This is a genomic window from Clostridium sp. YIM B02551, assembly GCF_022324735.1.
Classification (GTDB): Bacteria; Bacillota; Clostridia; order Clostridiales; family Clostridiaceae; genus Clostridium_T; species Clostridium_T paridis.
Window position 1 is genome coordinate 405,669 of the sequence record NZ_JAKGTF010000001.1, and the last position, 19,232, is coordinate 424,900.

A 19,232-nucleotide genomic window follows, 5' to 3' on the forward strand; every position below is an offset into this window, starting at 1 on the left:
ATTAAGCTTTAACGAAAGGAATGATGAAATTGACAGAAGTAAAAATGTGTCAAAGTTGTGGTTTACCTTTTAATGAAGAGCATAAACATTTCATAGCAAAAGAACCAGACGGAAGTAGAAGTATTTATTGCACAAATTGCTATAAAGATGGAAAGTTTATTGATCCCAATATGACTAAGGAAGATATGATTGAGCTAATTGTGCCTGTTTTAGGAAAAGCAATAGGAGAAGAAGAGGCAAGAAAAGAAATGACTGCTTTACTACCAACACTTAAACGTTGGAAGAAAGCATAAGCTACTTATAACTAAATACCAAATATAAAGAACAATCCATTAATTAAATTTATTGGATTGTTTTTTATTGATATAAATTAGTACTCCTTTTGTTATCAAATATAAATTTTAAAACATATATTAAACCAATGAGTATTTATTAATAAAGGGAAGTGATTGAAACGAGTTTAAATATCAAGGAAAACAAAGAAATAGAGATTTATCCTACAGAAGACTTAATGCGTGAGCATGGTGTCATGCATCGTATGCTATTAATATATAATGATGCATTGAAATATTTAAGTGGACAAAAAATGAATAGCGGAGTTATTATTTACTCTATTATTTATAATACTGCTATGATAGCACAACAATTCATAGAAGATTATCATCAAAGACTTGAGGAACAATATGTTTTTCCGAAACTTTCAAGCAATCCTAAGTATAGTGAACTTATAAATACACTTCTAAATCAACATAACGCAGCACGTAAATTAACAAATAATATAATTTATTCTTCAACAAAAAATACCTGTTATTTTGAAAATAAACTTCAATTGATTCGATTGTTATCAATCTATATAAACATGTATGACCCTCATTCTGCTCGTGAAGATACAGTTATTTTTCCCGCTTTTCATGAGGTAGTAAATCCAGAAGAATTTAAAGAACTTGGCGATCTCTTTGAGAAAATAGAAGAGCAGAAATTTGGGGAGGATGGATTTAAACATATAGTTAATGAAGTTGCAAACATTGAAAAAGAATTAGGTATTTATAATTTAAATCAATTTACACCTATAGAGATAAGCTATACAAATTAAACAATGTCTAGAAAGTAGACAGTAGAAAGAATAAACTCTTTTTATTTGTCTATTTTTTTATTATAAATATTTATATTGACAATGTGACTTAAAAGTCATATTATATGACTAAAGAGTCACATGACCCGAAAGTCATAAGGAGGAATGATAGTAATCAATAAAAAAATAAATTGATTGCTTAAGATAATAAGTAAATAGAGAAAATAACTATAAGGTGGTGTTAATATGCCAAAGGATACTTTTTTAAATTTACCTTTTGAGAAACAAGAAAAGATAATGAGGGCAGCAATAAATGAATTTATAAGTAATGGATTTGAAAAAGGGAACATAGGAACCATTGCAAAAAATGCTGGCGTTGCAAAAGGTAGCATGTATCAGTATTTTGAAAATAAACGAGAATTGTTTATGTTTTCAGTGAAGTGGTCATTAGAATTTCTAGTAAAGAAATACAGCAGCTATATGACACTTGGAAATAAAGAAATTGATTTATTTGAATTCCTTTATGCAAATGCTAAAGACGTATGGGTTCAAATGAGAGAAGAAAGAGAATTAGTTATATTTATTCAAGACGTATTTTTAGGAAAATATAGCGGGTTAACTGATGAATCAATGGAATATATGATGAAGCTTTCAAATGAATATCTCTTAAAATTAATCAAAGATGGACAAAATAATGGCTCTATAAGAACTGATATAGACGATAATATTCTTACTCTTTTTATAACAGGAGTATCCTTTAAGATTAAGGAACACATGATGAGTAAGGCAAGAAGTCTTGGAGAAGATATTGTAGATGAAGATTTTTCTAAAAATGAAAGAGACATAAAGGCAATGATAGAACTTTTAAAAAATGGAATGGGAAGTAAAAAATAAGATAAAGTACACAGGGGGAATTTATATGTTTATTAAAGTTGAGAACTTAAAAAAGAGCTACAAGAGTGGAGATGTAACAACCCAAGTATTAAAAGGTGTAGGACTTGAGCTTAATAAAGGTGAGATAGGAGTCATTCTTGGACCATCAGGTTCAGGTAAGTCAACGCTACTTAATATAATTGGTGGAATAGATAGAGGTGATTCTGGAGTTGTTAAAATTGAAAATACTGAAGTAACATCCTTATCTGATAACAAACTTACAGACTATAGAAGAGACAAAGTAGGATTTATATTTCAATTTTACAATCTTATTCCTAATCTTACAGTTGGAGAAAATATAGAAGTAGTTTCTAATATAAGTGATTCGCCCCTTGAGGTTGATGAGGTATTAAAAGCTGTTGGAATGTTAGATAAAAAATATAGATTTCCAAAAGAATTAAGTGGTGGAGAACAGCAAAGAGTTTCTATTGCAAGAGCTGTAGTTAAAAATCCAAAGCTTTTATTATGCGATGAACCTACAGGAGCTCTTGATTTTACAACTTCAAGAGAAATACTAAAGCTTCTTCAAAAGGTTAATAAAGAATTTGGAACAACTATACTTATGATTACTCACAATACAGCCATTAGTGCAATGGCAAATAGAGTATTTAAGGTTAGAAGTGGTGAAATCGTAGAAGATAAAGTAAATGAAACAATTATGCCAGCAGAAAGGATTGAGTGGTAATGATTATAAACAAGAAAATTAAGAAAACCATTCTTGAAAGTAAATCACAGTATTTTGGATCCTTGGCACTCATTATTATAAGTTGTCTTTTCTTTACCATGTTTAATTTGCTTTCAGCTAATATGGAAACTACCTTATCATCTTTTGGAAAAGATTATGTGCAAGAAGATTCAAACTTCATGGTTGATAAAAAAATAAATAATATTTCAGAAATAGAAGCTAAATTTAATATGAAGATAGAAGAGGGAAAAACCTTTGATTACTCAGTATCAAAAGATAAGGTGTTAAGGCTTTTTTCAGAGAATACAAAGGTAAATATACCAGCAATTATTGTAGGGAAATCTTTAAGTGGTAATGATATTTTGCTAGATCCTGCTTATGCAAAAGCAAATAAGCTTAAGGTTGGAGATAGCATAAAGATATATGATAAAGAATATAAAATATCAGGATTTATGTCTTTGCCAAACTATATATATCCATTAAAATCAGAAACAGATATTTTAACAGATGCAAATAATTTTGGAGTTGGTGTAATAAATAAGGATGAGTTTAGTGCTTTAGATAGAGGTAATATTTTTTATTCAATAAAGTTTAATGGAGATACAAGTAATCTAGATAATAGAATATCGGAGTTTAAGGATTACTTGAAAGGTCAAAATACTACCGTATTAAGTTGGACAAATACTTCAACAAATCCAAGAGTAACTTATGTGACTGCAAAATTACAAGGAATAAATCAAATGAGTTCCTCTATGCCTATAGTTATTTTAACTCTAACTTGCGTGTTAACTGGTATTGTAATGTGGAGATTAGTAAAGAGAGAAGCATCTATAATTGGAACTCTCTATGCGCTAGGTTATAAGAAGAAACAAATTCAAAATCATTATTTAAGATATCCATTAATAATTTCATTAATTGGGGGAATCGTTGGAACAATACTTGGAGCAGTTTTATTAAGGCCTATGTTAAATTTTATGCTTTCATATTTTAATATGCCAGTAGGAACCATTAACTATGATAATAAATACTTAGTTATAAGTGTTTTATTACCAATAATATTCTTAGTAGTTTCAGGATATTTAGTAGTTAATAAATCTCTAAAAAGTTCACCACTAGAACTAATGAGAGGGGGAAGTGAAAAGAAAAAGGTTAGTTTCTTAGAAAAGAATTTAAAACTTGATAGATTTAAATTCTCTACAAAATTTAAAATAAGAGAACAGCTTAGAAGTATAGCAAGAAGTGGATTTTTATTACTTGGAGTTACACTTGCAACTATGTTACTTTTATTTGGGTTTGCAGCCAAGAGTTCTCTAGGTAAGTTAGTAAACGAAGGAATAGAGGATACCTTTAAATATAATTATAGTTATGTGTTTAATTCATTACAGAAGGATACACCTAAAGCTGGAGAAGCATTCTCAGAGATACCTTTCTCTTTAAAATCAAACAGCAAAGTTGATATAACAGTATATGGTGTAAGTAATAACTCACAATATGTTACTTTTAATGATAAGTCAGGAAGTAGGCTAAGTACGGATAAAGTAATTATTACAAGAGGATTAGCAGATAAGTTAAATGCAAAAGAGAATGATAACATTAAAGTAATTAGCAAATTAGATTCTAAGGAATATGAGATAACTGTAGATAGCATTGCAGAATCATATGTTGGGAACTATGTATATATGCCATTGAGTGAATTTAATACAATGTTAAATCTTCCAGAGAAGAGTTACATGGGCCTATGGAGTACAGAAAAACTTGACATTCCGCAGAATAAATTATTAACTACAGTAACAAAGGATGATATAAAAAATGCCTTTGATGCAATGACAGCACCTATTCAAGGGGTGGTTGGAACTATGGCGTTTATATCCTTTATAATTGGTTTAATAGTTATTTATGTTGTAACCTCTATGATCATAGAAGAAAATAAGGAAAATATATCTCTTATGAAGATTCTAGGATACAGGAAAAAAGAAGTATATTCAATGATTTTAAATAGTTCTGTATTTTTAGTAATCATAGGTTATATTTTAGGAATACCGTTACTTATAGTTTCACTAAATGCTATGTTTAAATCACTTACTCAAGAGATGAGTATATCACTTCCAATAACAATAAACTATGTATATCTATTAATAGGTTTTATAATTATTTATGCGACATATGAAATTTCAAAAACCTTAAGTAAGAGAAAACTTAATAAAATTGCTATGGATGAGATTTTAAAGTCAAGATTAGAATAAAGAAAAAAGAAGCAGAGACTACGGAATAGTTAGTCTCTGCTTTTAGTTATATTGCTTTATATAAAGAGCTAATTCTGTTCTACTACTTAGCTCAAGTTTTTCAAGGATTCTTGTCACATAATTTTTTACGGTTCCTTCAGTTAAAAAGAGTATTTCACAAATGGACTTATTGCTTTTTCCATCAGAAACTAATTTAGCAACCTCTAACTCCCTTGGGGTTAAGCTATCAAGTTTATTATCTATTTTAATATATTCAGTATTAGTAGAAGGAGGATTAGTAGTTAATGCAGTAACCACTTTATTAGCAACTTCATGGTTTAAAAGTATGTTTCCATTAAAAACTGTTTTTATAGCACTAATTATATCATCAGAGCCAGAATCCTTTAATATATACCCATCAGCACCATTTTTTAAACCTTGAAATATGTATTCATCCTCATTAAAGGTAGTTAGGATAATTACTTTAATTCTTGGATACTTTTCCTTAATATATCGTGTAGCTTCAACGCCATCCATAAGAGGCATTCTAATATCCATTAATATAACATCAGGTACTTTATCTGATAATATATTAAGTAAATTTTGTCCGTTAGAAGCTTCTCCAATTATAAATATATCTTTATCAAGACTAAGTATCATTTTAATTCCTTCTCTTACTATTTGTTGATCATCAGTAATTATCACATTAATCATTACTATCCTCCTTAAACACAGGAATTTCTGCTTTTGTAAAAAAACCTGACCTTTTGTGACTACTAAAACTAATTGAACCACCCAAGGCAAATATTCTATTTTCAATTCCTTTTAAGCCATTTGATTTTATAATATTATCACTACCTAAACCATTATCTAAAATGGTTAGATTAACATGTTCATCATGCAAAGCTATTTCTATGCTAAAGAAGCTTGCTTTTCCATGCTTTATGCCATTAGTTAGGCTTTCTCTGATAGTTTTATAAATACATAATTTAATATCTGGCTTCAAAGCCTCTAAAAGAGGATTTATAGTAAAGTCAATTTTTATATCTTCAAGTAATTTGAAACTATCAATAAGTTCATTAATTGAATTTTTTAAATCCTCAATATTTCTTTCTTCTTTCATGGTATCAACAACGGTTCTTAGGGTGACAGTACTTTTTTTTGCAAGATTTTTTGCCTTTAATAGTATATCTTTAGATTTTTCAGGCTCAGAATCAAATATTTTTTCAGCAAACTCAAGATGCATTGTAAGTGCCATAAGAGAGTGACCAAGTGAATCATGCAATTCTTGAGCCATTCTCTCTCGTTCTTTTGCTATAGATAATTCTTCTACCTTTAAGGAATATTCTTTAAGTTTATTATTAGATTCAATTAATTCTCCATTTAACTTTTTTGTCGCTTCCCTTTCGCCTCTAACACTATGAGATAAATATAGTGTACAAATAATTCCAAGATAAGTTAAGAAACCAGAACCTAAAGATTTTAAAAAATTATTTGTACTTAGGTTATTATTAGCTAAAATAGAGGAAGTTAAAAACGAAACAGCATGAAATATTAAAAGTGGGACTTTTCGCTTAAATGGAGTATATAATATTTCAATTACATAAATAAACATAAAGATATTAGTTTGAAAGCTATTTAAAAAGGATTTTAATACTGAGACTAATAATATTGATAACATTAGTGAAATTAAATACCAAAGTGAATTTATCTTAATAAGGTTTCTAATAATGTCATTAATTAGTAGAATAGTGCATACAGAAAGAAATGTAATTATTGAGATATTCAGAGTATCATATCTTCGAAAAGTATTTGATAAAAGTAATATAATGAGAAAAATTTTTATAATGACTAGATATTTTTTGCTATACATAAACATTAATTTTCTCCTTAGTTTAAGCTAGAATATAATAATTGTATTATATCACTCTAGGGGAAAATTAATATATTACTTTAGTAACATAGCTTTTGATTACTTAAGTGACTATGAAGAGGGAAGTGAAGATAATATACTTAACTCAGAAAATAAAACAAAGGATGTGTTAAGTATGGAAGCAAAGAAAAGATTAATTAAGAGTTTAGGTATTAATATGATAGTTCCATTTGTTCTATATATGGTATTAAGCAAGGTATTTACTACTGAGACTATACCACTTACAATAGCATCAGCATTTCCAACAATAAGAACTATAATTTTATTTCTTTGGAAGGGAAAAATAGATTGGATAGGAATATTTGTTGCCATTGGATTTATAGTAGCCGTAATAGCCTCAACAATTTTTGGAGGAGCTTCTTTACCGCTTAAGTTAGTTCATCCAATAATTTTCAGTATAATAGGTATAGCATTTATTATTTCAGTTTTAATAGAAAAGCCGTTAATAGTGTTTATACTTAAATTTATAAATAAGGGTAGGGATGAACATATAAACAGTAAAACTGCTCGTAAAAAATTTAGCCTTCTGACTGGAGCTTTTGGTGGAATTTTTCTGGCTGGTGCTATAATTCACATTGCTTTAGCCATTATATTACCAACCAGTATTTATCTTGTTATTTCTCATTTTATAAGTTGGGGAACCATTGCAACACTAATTATAAGTGGAAAGCTTATTACTAAGATGGTTACCATAAAGGCATAAATAACTAAGATTTAAGTATCCCAACCTTAGGAAGCTTTGATAAAATTGGAGGGGTACTATGACACTTTTCAAAATGTAAAGTTAAATCCATACCTGCAGTTAAACCAAAATGAGTGCCTCCACCCCAGGAGGCTTCATTACTTAAGTCATATACTATTCCATTAACAGCTGCATATGCAGGATTCCCATTAGAACCATCATATCTTGAGAGCTCTTCTAAGGTAAATTCTTTAATCTGTCTCAACTTTTTTCTGCTAGATAAATTCCTTTCTAAGTTAAGGTAAAGAATATAATCATATTTAGAAAGGTGAATAATGCAATCAGTTAAAGCTTCAAGCATCATATCTCTATAATACTTATCAGTTAAACCAGTCATTATGTTTCGGTATCTATATACGTTTTCCATCTCACTAAGTCTAGCTTTTTTTATTTGAGGAATATATGCTTCTGAATAGGTACAGTCTGAGCTTCTTAACATAGGAGCACATTGTTTTTTATAGAAAGCATATATTTCTCGTAAGAATCCATCATGTTTTAAATTATCATCTCTTATGGATATAAGGATAGATTTTTCTTCTTCAGTTTGAGAAAGCGCCATTAAGTAATTATAAGCTATTTCATCTTCTTGTTGATTATCAAAAGATTTTTCAATTATTACAAGAACTTCCTCAACAGATCTATAGGATTTTCCTATTTCGTCAAAACTAGAATGATTAAAGGGATTCCCAAAGGGAACAAAATAATTCATTAAATCCTCCCATATTTAATTGCTTATTTAATAATTAGATATAAATAAATGTTGTGTATATCTTAGTGCTGCTTAATAAGTCAAAACGTATTATAAATATATTATTTCGAATAGATCACTATTACAAAGATAATTATATTGATCTTAACAGTGCGACCATTACTTATTTTCTGAAAGTTTTGGAAAATAATGTAGTTTGTGGTAAGATAATAATAGCTTAGTTACAAAAAATGTAATTATTATGAGGAGGGGTGCTATGAAAAAAATACTTAATTTATCTATATTGTTTACAGTAATCTTCACATTGGTAACATTAATTAGTTCCATTTATCAATTATTTAGTGGACAAGCAACTGATACTAATGCCCATATATTAATAAGGGCATTATTCACCTTTGTTGGAGTAGGTTTTTATGGTATGTTTAGTTATATAAATATTAAGAATTCGTTCATAAAAATAACTGTGCAATATGCAATTTCTATTCTATTTATATTTTTAATTGTATGGGGGATCGGTTTTTTAGGAGAACTTTCTAAGACAGCTTACAGAGATGCTTTTTTAAATTGGAGCTTTATATTTTTAGCTGTAGTTGTGGTGCAGAGCATTGTTACTAAATTACGTAATAAAAAGAAATTCGAAATAAAAAATAATAATTAATTTAAATTTCCATATAAGGAGAGTAAAGGCTCAGCAATTATTGCTGAGTTTTTTTGTTGCAAATACATACATTAAAAAAGAATATGTGTAACTGGTAAAACATAAATATAATAAGACGTTACCTATTAAAATGGAGGAAATAAATTGGAGTGTGCTGGTTTTTATTCGCTACTTAAGAATAAAGAGAATGACTCATATAGAATAGTTTCTAATGCAATAAATGATATTAAAGAAGCAAGAAAAGAAAAAATGAATGCTATTTGGTTTGAGGCTACTGGGTGTTCTGGTAATATAATCTCTTTTTTGAATGCTTCAGATCCTGATGTAGAGTATCTTTTAAGTCAAATAATTAATTTAACATACAATAATAGCATTATGGCAGAGGAAGGGAGTAACGCATTTGATGAATTTCTAAAAACTCTTGATACGGAATTTATTTTGCTTGTAGATGGAGCAATTTCTTTAAAAAATAATGGGAAGTATACTATTTTAGCTAAGTATAATGGTAGTGAAATAACGGCATATGAAGCAGTAAAGATGGCAGGTGCAAAAGCTAAATATGTACTAGCTGTTGGAACTTGTGCATCCCACGGAGGTATATCTGGTGCAAGCCCTAATCCTTCTGAAAGTGTAAGTCTTTCAAAGGCCTTAGGAAGAAATGTCATTAACTTACCAGGATGTCCATGCAATCCTGCTTGGGTTGTTGGAACTATTGCTCATTTAATAACTAAAGGAGTACCAGAGTTAGACGAATTTAATAGACCAAAGCTATTTTACGGAATGACAATTCATGATACTTGTACAAGAAGGGGATATTTTGATAAGCAAATATTTGCTGAAAAGCCAGGAGATGAAACTTGTATGTTCAAATTAGGCTGCAGAGGTCCAGTAACTAAAACTACTTGCCCAATAGAAAAATGGAATGGACACATAAACTGGCCTGTTGGAGACAATACCCCTTGTATTGGTTGTGCACACAATACCTTCCCAGATGGAATGGAACCCTTTATTAGATATTAATTTAAAAGGAGTATAAGTATAAATGAGTACCACCATATCAATTAATCCTATAACACGAATAAGTGGTTTTATGGAGATAGAAGTAAAGCTTGAAAATAACAAAGTAGTAGATGCCAAAAGCAGTGGCCTTTTATTTAGAGGCTTTGAAAAGATGATGATAGGCAAATCACCTTTTGATGCAATATATTTTACGGAAAGAATATGTGGAATTTGTTCTACTGCACATGCAGTAGCGTCAAGTTTGGCCTTAGAAGATGCATTTAATGTATCTGTAAATGAAAATGACAGTATGCTTAGAGATATAATTCATGGTATGGAATTTATGCAAAATCATATAAGACATTTCTATCTTTATACACTTCCAGATTTTGTTGTAACTCCAGATATTCAGCCAATAAGCTCAAAAACTAATTATGATTTAAGATTACCAGAAGAATTAAACAAAGAAATATCAGAACACTACTTAGAAGCCATAAGGATTAGCCGTTTAGCCCATAAAGGATGCGCAACCTTAGGTGGGAAAGCACCACATACTCACGGGATATTTTTAGGTGGAGTAACTGAAGGAATGGATGCAACAAGATACATAAGACTAAAAGAGCTAATTAGTGAAATCAAAAATTTTATAATTAATAAAATGATTCCAGATGTTTATATAATAGGAGATTATTATAAGGACTATTACTCATTAGGTTATGGATATAAAAATTTAATGACTTATGGACTTTATGATAAATACAATGAAAAAGAATTAGCTTATGTAAAACCTTCAGTACTTATAAGTGGAAATATAGGGGGATTTCAAGAAGCTAAAATAACTGAGAATATATATAATTCTTGGTACAGAGGAGAAAGTATTCAAAATGATATGTTTTTAGAGAAAACAGAAGATGATATGAATAAAGAAAATGCTTATAGCTTTGTAAAATCTCCAAGGTATGAAGAAAAGCCTATGGAAGTAGGTCCCCTTGCAAGAATGATATTAAGTGGGAATTATGAGAATAGAATATCTACTATGGATAGAACTATCGCTAGAGTATTAGAAGCAAAAAAGATGATAGAGACAATAGAAAAGCTTTTAGAGAGAGTTAATTATAATGATGTTTCTCAAAGAAAGTACATTGTGCCAGACAGCTCTAAAGGAAGAGGATTAACAGATACTACAAGAGGAGCATTAGGACATTGGTTATCTATAGATAACAAGCAAATAAGTCATTATAACATAATAACTCCTAGTGCATGGAATTGCTCTCCAACAGACTCAAAAGGAGTAAAGGGTGTAGTTGAAATGGCACTTATAGGCACAGAAATTCAAAATCCTAAGGAACCAGCTGAGATAGGAAGGATAGTAAGGTCATTTGATCCATGTATTTCTTGTGCAACTCATGTAATAAGCGATAGGATGAGTCCTTTAGAAATAATAATATGAGTACTAAATTAATAGCAATAGGTAATAGACTAATGGAGGATGATTCTGTAGCTATTAAGGTTGCGGAAGCTATATATGAAAATCTAAATGAATTAGGTGTAGAGGTCATAATAGGAGAAACAGATTTTGAATTTTGTCTAGCTAAGATTAACGAAGAAGATATTATTATAGTTTTAGATGCAACTAAACTAGGGCTTAAAGTTGGGGAAATTACAGTCTATGATTTAAAACATTTAAAAAGTAAGAAAAACTCATTGACTCAACATGGGTATAGTTTTATAGATGCATTAATGAATTATTTAAAAAGGATTAAGGGAGAATTCATTGGAATAGAAGGAAGTAGCTTTAGTTTTTCATTAGAGCTATCTAATGAATTAGAAAATAGATTTCAGGATATATGTAAGAAGGTTTTATGGATATGCAAAGACTTTATATAGTTGTAAAAGGTCGGGTTCAAGGAGTAGGTTTTAGGCCATATATATATAGATTAGCTAATGAGTTTAACTTAAAAGGTTGGGTTAAGAATAGTTCACAAGGTGTACTAATAGATATACAGGGAGATAAGAATCTAATTAACGCATTTCTTGAAAATCTTGAGAAGGAAAAGCCACAAATTTCAAGTATCGAAGAGATAATTTTAGAAGAAAGACTACCTAATAATTATCACACCTTTGAAATAAAAGAAAGTATCGAAGAAGGAAGCAAGGTTACATTTATTCCCCCTGATATAGCTATTTGTAATAAGTGTATAGAAGATATTAAGAACCCAAGAAGTAGGAGATATAAATATCCTTTTACTAACTGCACCAATTGTGGACCTAGATTTTCAATTATAAAGAAAATTCCATATGATAGAAATTCAACTACAATGAAAAAATTCAAAATGTGCAGGAGTTGCGAAATAGAATATAAGAATCCAATAGATAGAAGATTTCACGCTGAGCCTAATGGATGCAGGGAGTGTGGGCCTAAATTATGGGTTACAGATAGTGATGGAAAAGTTGTAAATAATGTAGATCCAATTGAATTTACAAAAAAGAAATTAAAAGAAGGAAAAATTTTTGCTATTAAAGGGATAGGAGGCTTTCATTTAGTATGTGATGCAAAAGATAAAAGTGCTATTAAAAATTTAAGAGAAAGAAAGAAAAGACCTAATAAGCCTTTTGCTATCATGTTTAGAGAAATTTATATAGCTAAGAAGTATTGTAATATTAATAAAACAGAGGAAGAAATTTTAACTGGTGATAAAAAGCCAATAGTAATACTCAACAAAATCATTGGCAAGAATATTCCAGAAGAAATAGCTCCAAATCAAAAAACACTTGGAGTTATGCTCCCATATACACCAGTACATGAATTGCTATTTGATGAAGACATTGAAGCGTTAGTTATGACTAGCGGAAATATAAGTGGAATGCCTATAGAATATAAGAATGAAAATGCAATAGATAATCTAAAGGATATTGTAGATTATTTTTTATTAAATAATAGAGATATATTTATATCAATTGATGATTCTATAGTTAAAATATTAGAAAATCAAATAATGTTATTAAGAAGTGGACGAGGATATGTTCCTATTCCATATAAAAGAGTAAGTAATAGAGAAATTTTAGCTTTAGGATCAAATATGAAAAATACATTCTGCATTTCAAAAGAAGGTTATTTATATTTAAGTCAGCATAACGGAGATATAGAAAACTTAGAATCTTATTATAACTATGAAAAGAATTTAGAACACTTCAAAAATATCTTCTCCTTTAATCCAAAGTTTTTGGCTTATGATTCTCATCCAGATTTTATGATAAATAAACATGCAGATCCTTATGACATACCCAAAATAAAGGTTCAGCACCATCATGCTCATATAGCTAGCTGTATGGGGGAAAATAAAATTGAAGGTAAAGTAATAGGAATAGCTTTTGATGGTACAGGATATGGATTGGACGGAAACCTTTGGGGTGGAGAATTTATGATATGTAACTTAGAAAAGTTTACCAGAGTTGCTCATATGAAATATAGAGCTATGCCAGGTGGAGAAATGGCAGTAAAGGAACCGTGGCGAATGGGAGTTTCATATATATATGGTGCTTACAAAGAGTTAAATAAAGAGGAGGAAGGTCTTAGAATAATTAGAGGCCTGTACGGAGATAAAGGAGAGTTTATTGTAGACTTAATAAATGCTGACATTAATTGTCCCCAAACATCAAGTATTGGACGATTATTTGATGCAATAGCAAGTATTATAGAAATTAATCATATATCAACATATGATGGACAGGCAGCTTGCGAATTAGAGGCGTTAATTGAATATACACATAGTGAAAGTTATAGTTTTAAAATAGTGAAAAATGAAAACTATATTATAGATATAAATGAAGCAATATTGGGTATAGTACATGATAAAGGTAAAGGAGTTAGTGCAAATGTAATATCACAAAAATTTCATAATACAGTTGTAAAAATTACTGTAGATATGTGTGTGTTGTTAAGAAGTGAATATAGATTAAATAGAGTTATGCTAAGTGGTGGGGTATTTCAAAATGGATATATCCTATTAAATATAATAAAGAAATTGAAAACATATGATTTTGAAGTTTATTCAAATAAACTTATTCCAATAAATGATGAAGGAATATCATTTGGAGAGATTATAATAGCAAATTCAATTATTAATATGCAGAGGCAAGGCGAAGATAATGCATGAAGTTTCTATAATGGAAAGTACTTTAGAAATAGTTAAAAGTATAGCAAAAGAAAATAACTTAATAAGAGTTTTGAATATAAAACTTGAAATAGGCACTTTAACAGGAGTTATGGAAGAGGCTTTAAATTTTGCTTTTAGTTGTTTAAAACAAGATACTGTTGCAAAAGAAGCTGGGTTAGAAATTTACTATACTCAAGCTAAAGCAAAATGTGATAAGTGTAATAAGGTTTTTGATATAGATCATTTAAATAAGCTTTGCCCTGAGTGTAAAAAATTTTGCACTTCAATATTAACAGGTTATGAACTTAATATAATTTCTATTGAAGGAGAATAATCATATGAGTAAGATAAAAGTTTTAACTAAAATATTTAAAGCAAATGAAGAGCTTGGATCAGCAAATAGGGAAAAGTTTAGAGAAAAAGGTATATTTGCAATAAATTTAATGAGTTCTCCTGGTTCAGGCAAAACTTCAATTCTTGAAAACATTATTAAGAAAATGAAAGATGATTTTAATATAGCGGTTATAGAAGGAGATATATATACAGCAAAGGATGCAGAAAGAATTGATGCCTTGGGGGTACAAACCATTCAAATAAATACTCAAGGTGCTTGTCACTTAGACTCCTCAATGATTAAAGAGGCAGTGGAAGAATTGGATTTAGAGTCTGTAGATTTATTGATAATTGAAAATGTAGGCAATTTAGTATGCCCAGCAGAGTTTGAAGTTGGAGAAGATGTTAAGATTTCGGTGTTAAGTATTCCAGAAGGAAGTGATAAACCGTCAAAGTATCCACTGATGTTCGAAAAAAGCAGTGCAATTATACTAAACAAAATGGATTTATTAGATTTTACTAACTTCAATAAAGAGGAGTTTTATGGTGATATAAATTCCATAAATGCAAATGCAAAAGTGTTTGAAACATCCTGCATGAGGAATGAAGGTTTAGAAGAAGTATGTAAATGGGTAAAAGAGAGAATAGAGGATAAAAAACATTTTTATGATATATATAAGGCCTAAAATAATGGTGTCCATCAATATTCATAGGGGGAAAGCTAATGTGTCTTGGTGTTCCAGGTAAAATAATATCTATAAATGATACTAGAGGAATGGCTTTAATAGGAGGAATTCAAAGAGAGGTTTTCTTGCAATTAGTGCCAGAAGTCAAGTTAGGTGAATATGTACTAGTTCATGCAGGTTGTGCACTTGCAATAATAGATGAAGGAGAAGCAGAGAGTACACTATGTTTACTGAAGGAGTTATCTGAAAAATGAAATTCATAGATGAATATAGAAATCAACAATATGCAGGTGTATTGGTTAAAGAAATTGAGAAACTAAGTAATAAAGAAATTACCATTATGGAGGTATGTGGAACTCATACCATGTCAATATTTAAGTATGGTATAAAAAACATTTTACCTAAAAATATAAAAATAATTTCAGGACCTGGGTGTCCTGTATGTGTTACTCCTGAAAGCTATATAGATATAGCAATAAATCTATCTAAAAGAGAGGATGTAATCATTGCAACCTTCGGAGATATGATAAGAGTTCCAGGGAAAGAAGGAACATTATTAAATAGAAAATCCATAGATAATAATATAAGAATTGTATATTCATCAATGGATGCAATAAATATTGCCATAAATAATCCTTATAAAAAAGTAGTATTTTTATCATTAGGCTTTGAAGCAACTACACCCATGGCTGCATTAACAGCCATTGAGGTTAAAAATAGAAAAATAAATAATTTTCTCTTCCTAACGTCTCACAGAAAAATGCCTCCAATAATTGAAAAGTTATCAAAAGACCCAGAACTTAAAACTGATGGCTACTTACTTCCAGGTCATGTGTGTGCCATTGCTGGTATAAAAGAATTTGAAGATTTAAGCAGCAGATATAAAATACCGGGTGTAGTTACCGGGTTTGAACCTATTGATATTCTACAAGGTATTAAAAATTTAGTTGAAATTGTAAATAAAAACGAAGCTAGGGTAATAAATGAATATAAACGAGTAGTTAGAGAAAAAGGAAATGAAAATGCACAAAAATATATAAATAAAGTATTTAAAAGTTCTGATGGTGAGTGGAGAGGCATAGGAAGAGTGATAGAAAGTGAATTTGTTCTAAAAGATGAATATGAAGCATATGATGCAATTAGGTATTTCAATATAGAAGTAGAAAGAAATAGGGAAATATCTATGTGCAGATGTGGTGAAATATTAACAGGTAAAATAACTCCAAAGATGTGTCCGCTATTCAGAAAGGTTTGCACACCAGAAAATCCAGTAGGTGCCTGTATGGTTTCTACGGAAGGGACATGCTCTGCATATTATAAGTACAGTTAGGAGAGATGTAAAAGTGGAGAAAATTACTTTAATTCATGGTGAAGGTGGCAAACAGTCAAACAACTTAATTAAGGAATTATTCATAAAGCATTTTAATAATAAGACATTAAAAGAAATGGGCGATGCAGCATGTTTAACCCTAAGTTCTAAAAAAATAGCGTTCACTACTGACTCTTATGTAGTAAACCCAATATTTTTTAGTGGTGGAAACATTGGGAAACTTGCTCTATGTGGAACAATAAATGATCTTGCAGTAAGTGGAGCCAAACCAGTATACATTACAGCTGGTTTTATAATAGAAGATGGCTTTCCATATAAAGATTTAGAAGAAATAGTAAGTTCTATGGGGACAGAGGCTAAAAAAGCAGGTGTTCAAATCGTTGCTGGAGATACAAAGGTCGTGGAAAAAGGTCTAGCTGATGGAATTTATATAAATACATCGGGTATTGGAATAATAGAAGATAACATAAATATAAATGCAAAAAATGTAGCAACAGGTGATGTAATCATTCTAAGCGGAACATTAGGAGATCACGGCACAGCAATTTCCTGTGAAAGGAATAACTTTGGAATAAAGGGAGATATAATGAGTGATTGTGCAGCATTAAATTCTCTAGTAGAAGAGATGCTTAATGTGTGTCCTAAAATTCATATGATGAGGGATGCAACAAGAGGAGGACTTGCAGCAGTTTTAAATGAAATAGCTGAAATGAGTAATGCTGAAATTACTATTTACGAAAAAGATATTCCAATAAGTGACGGTGTAAAAGGAGTTTGTTATTTATTAGGATTGGATCCACTATATTTGGCAAATGAGGGAAAGTTATGTGCTATTTTGCCAGAGGAATATAGTGAAATTGTGTTAGAAGTTATGAAAAAAAATCCTTTAGGAAAAGATGCAGCAATCATTGGTAATATAACTGAAGGAAAGAAAGGAAAAGTATATCTAAAAACTATAATTGGAGGCACGAGAATTATAGATATGCCCTCAGGAATACAGCTTCCTAGAATATGTTAAAGACTCAAATTGAATAAAAAATAACCGTAAGGTAATACTAAATCTTGAATTGATACTTAGTTGTATTTAGCAAGTTACGTTTAATTTGTCTTATGTCTGTAGCTTAAAGGGTTTTTTATAGGAAACTTAACTTATTCTTGTTTGAAAATGTCGGTTTCTGGACATTTTCAGGCATGAATAAGTTATTAGTTAAACTTAAAACCCTTTATATAAATAGTAACTAAATATTTGATGCAGCTAAGCATTCCTATGAACTAAAGGAGGAAGCTTTAATGAGTGATGATAAGATTTTAAAAAAAGGTGAACATGAGAAAGCTATGGTTAGAGCAAAAGATATGCTAGATAAAGGTATGGGAATTACAGAAATCATTGAAGAAACTCACTTAAGTGAAGAAAATGTTATGAAGGCAATGAAAAAGCTTGAAGCAAAATCTTAAAATATTTGTATTATAAGAGTAGTAATAAGTTTAAGAGTAAATTCTTAAACTTATTTTTTGTTTTGAAATTAAAACAAGATAAGACAGTTGGTATCAATTATGTTAATATAAGGATATATAATTTGGGGGTAAATAAGATGCTTAAAATAGAGGATTTATATAAAGAAAAAGATAACAATGTAATTAAAAATATAAATATTGATTTACAAGCAGGCAATTCTATAAGCTTAGAGTGTTGTAATGAGGTAAGTGATCTACTTTTAGATATAATTTTAGGGAAAGAAATACCAGCAAAAGGAAAAATCTATTTAGAAGATAAATTAAATATTACTTACTTAAAAAAAGGTATTAGTGAAATAGGGGTTATCCTTAGAGAAGATAGTTTTTATGAAAGAATGACTATTAAAAACTACATGAAGCTTTTTGGAGAGATTTTAGGTACAAAGATTAATTATAAAGAAATTTTACTAAAGGTTGCATTATTAGATATTGAAGACACTGAAATAAAGAAATTAAATTATTCTCAAAGAAGAAGATTAAGTCTAGCTAGAGAGAGGCTAAAAGAACCTAATCTTTTAATTTTTCAAGAACCAATTCTTAATATGGATAGGGATGGGGCAAAGATAATAATAGAAAATATTGAAGAAATGCGCTCAAATGGAACGGCTGTATTAACTACGTCACTTCTCTTTAAAGATACCCTAATGCTTGGAGATAAGGCATATAGACTAAATGAAGAAGGACTTATTGAAATTGAAAACAACAGTGACGAGAATGATAGAGGAGAAGAAATAGATAAAAGACCTGTATATAAAATAGAAAAGATTCCAGCGAAGGTAGATGAACGCATTCTTCTTTTTGATCCAACAGAAATAGATTATGTGGAAAGTGACCAAGGGATAAGTACATTAAACATAAGAGGAGACAAGTTCCCCTGTAGTTTATCTCTTACGGAATTAGAAGATAGATTAAAGTATTTTGGATTTTTTAGATGTCATAGGTCATATTTAGTAAATCTTCAAAGGGTGAGGGAAGTAATTACATGGACAAGAAATAGTTATAGTTTAAATTTAGATGATAAAATAAAAAGTTCTATTCCGTTATCTAAAGGTAGGTTAGAAGAATTAAAAGCAATTTTAAAACTATAATTTCAAGTAATAAATGATCCACTCAGATTTTAATATACTCCATTGAGCTTTTTTATATAATCATTAAGTCCTTAAATTCATCCATTGAACACGTAAAATACTCCATTTAAGGTAAATTTATGGTCAGGATATTAAAACACTGCAATAATTAGGCCATGGAAACAAAGGGA

The 19,232-nt window shown here is 29.6% G+C and carries 21 protein-coding genes; 18 read left to right on the plus strand and 3 right to left on the minus strand.

Annotated features, from left to right (window positions below; all coding sequences use genetic code 11):
* The first annotated feature begins 20 nt into the window (after positions 1–20).
* From L1S47_RS02170 to L1S47_RS02190, 5 genes are all read left to right on the plus strand, one after another.
* The gene (locus tag L1S47_RS02170) at positions 21–293 is read left to right on the plus strand and encodes a zinc ribbon domain-containing protein (RefSeq protein ID WP_238881842.1); all 273 of its coding nucleotides are present in this window, start codon (positions 21–23) and stop codon (positions 291–293) included.
* A gap of 152 nt (positions 294–445) precedes the next feature.
* Positions 446–1,093 carry a hemerythrin domain-containing protein gene (locus L1S47_RS02175; protein WP_238881843.1) on the plus strand — a complete coding sequence of 216 codons (648 nt, stop codon included), beginning with the start codon at positions 446–448 and terminating at the stop codon, positions 1,091–1,093.
* A 225-nt stretch (positions 1,094–1,318) separates the two neighbouring features.
* Positions 1,319–1,966 (plus strand): TetR/AcrR family transcriptional regulator, encoded by a 648-nt coding sequence (locus L1S47_RS02180; RefSeq protein ID WP_238881844.1) that lies wholly within the window; start codon positions 1,319–1,321, stop codon positions 1,964–1,966.
* Positions 1,967–1,991: 25 nt separating this feature from the next.
* Complete coding sequence (locus L1S47_RS02185) at positions 1,992–2,690, plus strand: ABC transporter ATP-binding protein (protein ID WP_238881845.1); 699 nt, start codon at positions 1,992–1,994, stop codon at positions 2,688–2,690.
* Entirely contained in the window at positions 2,690–4,933 is a 2,244-nt protein-coding gene (locus L1S47_RS02190) for an ABC transporter permease (protein ID WP_238881846.1), read from the plus strand. Before L1S47_RS02185 ends, L1S47_RS02190 begins: the two co-directional genes overlap by 1 nt.
* Positions 4,934–4,975: 42 nt before the next feature.
* Here the strand turns inward: L1S47_RS02190 and L1S47_RS02195 are convergent, their stop codons facing one another.
* Entirely contained in the window at positions 4,976–5,626 is a 651-nt protein-coding gene (locus L1S47_RS02195; protein ID WP_238881847.1) for a response regulator transcription factor, read from the minus strand.
* Positions 5,619–6,593 carry a sensor histidine kinase gene (locus L1S47_RS02200; RefSeq protein ID WP_238881848.1) on the minus strand — a complete coding sequence of 325 codons (975 nt, stop codon included), beginning with the start codon at positions 6,591–6,593 and terminating at the stop codon, positions 5,619–5,621. The genes L1S47_RS02195 and L1S47_RS02200 overlap by 8 nt, the downstream gene beginning before the upstream one ends.
* Before the next feature lie 367 nt (positions 6,594–6,960).
* On the opposite strand from L1S47_RS02200, the gene L1S47_RS02205 reads away from it, so the two are divergent.
* The gene (locus L1S47_RS02205) at positions 6,961–7,548 is read left to right on the plus strand and encodes a VC0807 family protein (protein ID WP_238881849.1); all 588 of its coding nucleotides are present in this window, start codon (positions 6,961–6,963) and stop codon (positions 7,546–7,548) included.
* A 4-nt stretch (positions 7,549–7,552) separates the two neighbouring features.
* Here the strand turns inward: L1S47_RS02205 and L1S47_RS02210 are convergent, their stop codons facing one another.
* On the minus strand, positions 7,553–8,296 hold the full coding sequence (locus L1S47_RS02210) for a cytochrome b5 domain-containing protein (protein ID WP_238881850.1): 744 nt from the start codon (positions 8,294–8,296) through the stop codon (positions 7,553–7,555).
* A gap of 256 nt (positions 8,297–8,552) precedes the next feature.
* Between L1S47_RS02210 and L1S47_RS02215 the strand changes: the two genes are divergently transcribed.
* The 12 genes from L1S47_RS02215 to L1S47_RS02270 all read left to right on the plus strand — a co-directional run bounded on the left by L1S47_RS02215 (position 8,553) and on the right by L1S47_RS02270 (position 19,062).
* Positions 8,553–8,954 (plus strand): DUF6608 family protein, encoded by a 402-nt coding sequence (locus tag L1S47_RS02215; RefSeq protein WP_202767122.1) that lies wholly within the window; start codon positions 8,553–8,555, stop codon positions 8,952–8,954.
* 201 nt (positions 8,955–9,155) lie between these two features.
* Positions 9,156–9,974 carry a hydrogenase small subunit gene (locus tag L1S47_RS02220; RefSeq protein WP_238881972.1) on the plus strand — a complete coding sequence of 273 codons (819 nt, stop codon included), beginning with the start codon at positions 9,156–9,158 and terminating at the stop codon, positions 9,972–9,974.
* A gap of 22 nt (positions 9,975–9,996) precedes the next feature.
* Positions 9,997–11,403: a nickel-dependent hydrogenase large subunit gene (locus L1S47_RS02225; protein ID WP_238881851.1), complete on the plus strand. Its 1,407-nt coding sequence runs from the start codon at positions 9,997–9,999 to the stop codon at positions 11,401–11,403.
* The gene (locus tag L1S47_RS02230) at positions 11,400–11,840 is read left to right on the plus strand and encodes a hydrogenase maturation protease (RefSeq protein WP_238881852.1); all 441 of its coding nucleotides are present in this window, start codon (positions 11,400–11,402) and stop codon (positions 11,838–11,840) included. The genes L1S47_RS02225 and L1S47_RS02230 overlap by 4 nt, the downstream gene beginning before the upstream one ends.
* Positions 11,816–14,110 carry a carbamoyltransferase HypF gene (hypF, locus tag L1S47_RS02235; RefSeq protein ID WP_238881853.1) on the plus strand — a complete coding sequence of 765 codons (2,295 nt, stop codon included), beginning with the start codon at positions 11,816–11,818 and terminating at the stop codon, positions 14,108–14,110. The genes L1S47_RS02230 and hypF overlap by 25 nt, the downstream gene beginning before the upstream one ends.
* Before the next feature lie 10 nt (positions 14,111–14,120).
* The gene (locus L1S47_RS02240) at positions 14,121–14,444 is read left to right on the plus strand and encodes a hydrogenase maturation nickel metallochaperone HypA (protein ID WP_238881854.1); all 324 of its coding nucleotides are present in this window, start codon (positions 14,121–14,123) and stop codon (positions 14,442–14,444) included.
* Positions 14,445–14,448: 4 nt separating this feature from the next.
* Positions 14,449–15,129: a hydrogenase nickel incorporation protein HypB gene (gene hypB / locus L1S47_RS02245; protein ID WP_238881855.1), complete on the plus strand. Its 681-nt coding sequence runs from the start codon at positions 14,449–14,451 to the stop codon at positions 15,127–15,129.
* Between the two features lie 38 nt (positions 15,130–15,167).
* Positions 15,168–15,383: a HypC/HybG/HupF family hydrogenase formation chaperone gene (locus L1S47_RS02250; protein ID WP_238881856.1), complete on the plus strand. Its 216-nt coding sequence runs from the start codon at positions 15,168–15,170 to the stop codon at positions 15,381–15,383.
* On the plus strand, positions 15,380–16,459 hold the full coding sequence (hypD, locus tag L1S47_RS02255; protein WP_238881857.1) for a hydrogenase formation protein HypD: 1,080 nt from the start codon (positions 15,380–15,382) through the stop codon (positions 16,457–16,459). The genes L1S47_RS02250 and hypD overlap by 4 nt, the downstream gene beginning before the upstream one ends.
* Before the next feature lie 13 nt (positions 16,460–16,472).
* Complete coding sequence (gene hypE / locus L1S47_RS02260; RefSeq protein ID WP_238881858.1) at positions 16,473–17,477, plus strand: hydrogenase expression/formation protein HypE; 1,005 nt, start codon at positions 16,473–16,475, stop codon at positions 17,475–17,477.
* A 272-nt stretch (positions 17,478–17,749) separates the two neighbouring features.
* On the plus strand, positions 17,750–17,914 hold the full coding sequence (locus L1S47_RS02265) for a hypothetical protein (protein ID WP_238881859.1): 165 nt from the start codon (positions 17,750–17,752) through the stop codon (positions 17,912–17,914).
* A 137-nt stretch (positions 17,915–18,051) separates the two neighbouring features.
* The gene (locus L1S47_RS02270) at positions 18,052–19,062 is read left to right on the plus strand and encodes a LytTR family transcriptional regulator DNA-binding domain-containing protein (RefSeq protein WP_238881860.1); all 1,011 of its coding nucleotides are present in this window, start codon (positions 18,052–18,054) and stop codon (positions 19,060–19,062) included.
* The last annotated feature ends 170 nt before the right edge of the window (positions 19,063–19,232 follow it).

Bases quoted from the DNA above. Each gene is read 5' to 3' on its own strand.
- L1S47_RS02170 (WP_238881842.1), top strand. From the start codon at position 21: ATGATGAAATTGACAGAAGTAAAAATGTGTCAAAGTTGTGGTTTACCT.
- L1S47_RS02180 (WP_238881844.1), top strand. From the start codon at position 1,319: ATGCCAAAGGATACTTTTTTAAATTTACCTTTTGAGAAACAAGAAAAG.
- L1S47_RS02185 (WP_238881845.1), top strand. From the start codon at position 1,992: ATGTTTATTAAAGTTGAGAACTTAAAAAAGAGCTACAAGAGTGGAGAT.
- L1S47_RS02190 (WP_238881846.1), top strand. From the start codon at position 2,690: ATGATTATAAACAAGAAAATTAAGAAAACCATTCTTGAAAGTAAATCA.
- L1S47_RS02195 (WP_238881847.1), bottom strand. From the start codon at position 5,626: ATGATTAATGTGATAATTACTGATGATCAACAAATAGTAAGAGAAGGA.
- L1S47_RS02200 (WP_238881848.1), bottom strand. From the start codon at position 6,593: ATGTTATCAATATTATTAGTCTCAGTATTAAAATCCTTTTTAAATAGC.
- L1S47_RS02205 (WP_238881849.1), top strand. From the start codon at position 6,961: ATGGAAGCAAAGAAAAGATTAATTAAGAGTTTAGGTATTAATATGATA.
- L1S47_RS02210 (WP_238881850.1), bottom strand. From the start codon at position 8,296: ATGAATTATTTTGTTCCCTTTGGGAATCCCTTTAATCATTCTAGTTTT.
- L1S47_RS02215 (WP_202767122.1), top strand. From the start codon at position 8,553: ATGAAAAAAATACTTAATTTATCTATATTGTTTACAGTAATCTTCACA.
- L1S47_RS02225 (WP_238881851.1), top strand. From the start codon at position 9,997: ATGAGTACCACCATATCAATTAATCCTATAACACGAATAAGTGGTTTT.
- L1S47_RS02230 (WP_238881852.1), top strand. From the start codon at position 11,400: ATGAGTACTAAATTAATAGCAATAGGTAATAGACTAATGGAGGATGAT.
- hypF (WP_238881853.1), top strand. From the start codon at position 11,816: ATGGATATGCAAAGACTTTATATAGTTGTAAAAGGTCGGGTTCAAGGA.
- L1S47_RS02240 (WP_238881854.1), top strand. From the start codon at position 14,121: ATGGAAAGTACTTTAGAAATAGTTAAAAGTATAGCAAAAGAAAATAAC.
- hypB (WP_238881855.1), top strand. From the start codon at position 14,449: ATGAGTAAGATAAAAGTTTTAACTAAAATATTTAAAGCAAATGAAGAG.
- L1S47_RS02250 (WP_238881856.1), top strand. From the start codon at position 15,168: ATGTGTCTTGGTGTTCCAGGTAAAATAATATCTATAAATGATACTAGA.
- hypD (WP_238881857.1), top strand. From the start codon at position 15,380: ATGAAATTCATAGATGAATATAGAAATCAACAATATGCAGGTGTATTG.
- L1S47_RS02265 (WP_238881859.1), top strand. From the start codon at position 17,750: ATGAGTGATGATAAGATTTTAAAAAAAGGTGAACATGAGAAAGCTATG.
- L1S47_RS02270 (WP_238881860.1), top strand. From the start codon at position 18,052: ATGCTTAAAATAGAGGATTTATATAAAGAAAAAGATAACAATGTAATT.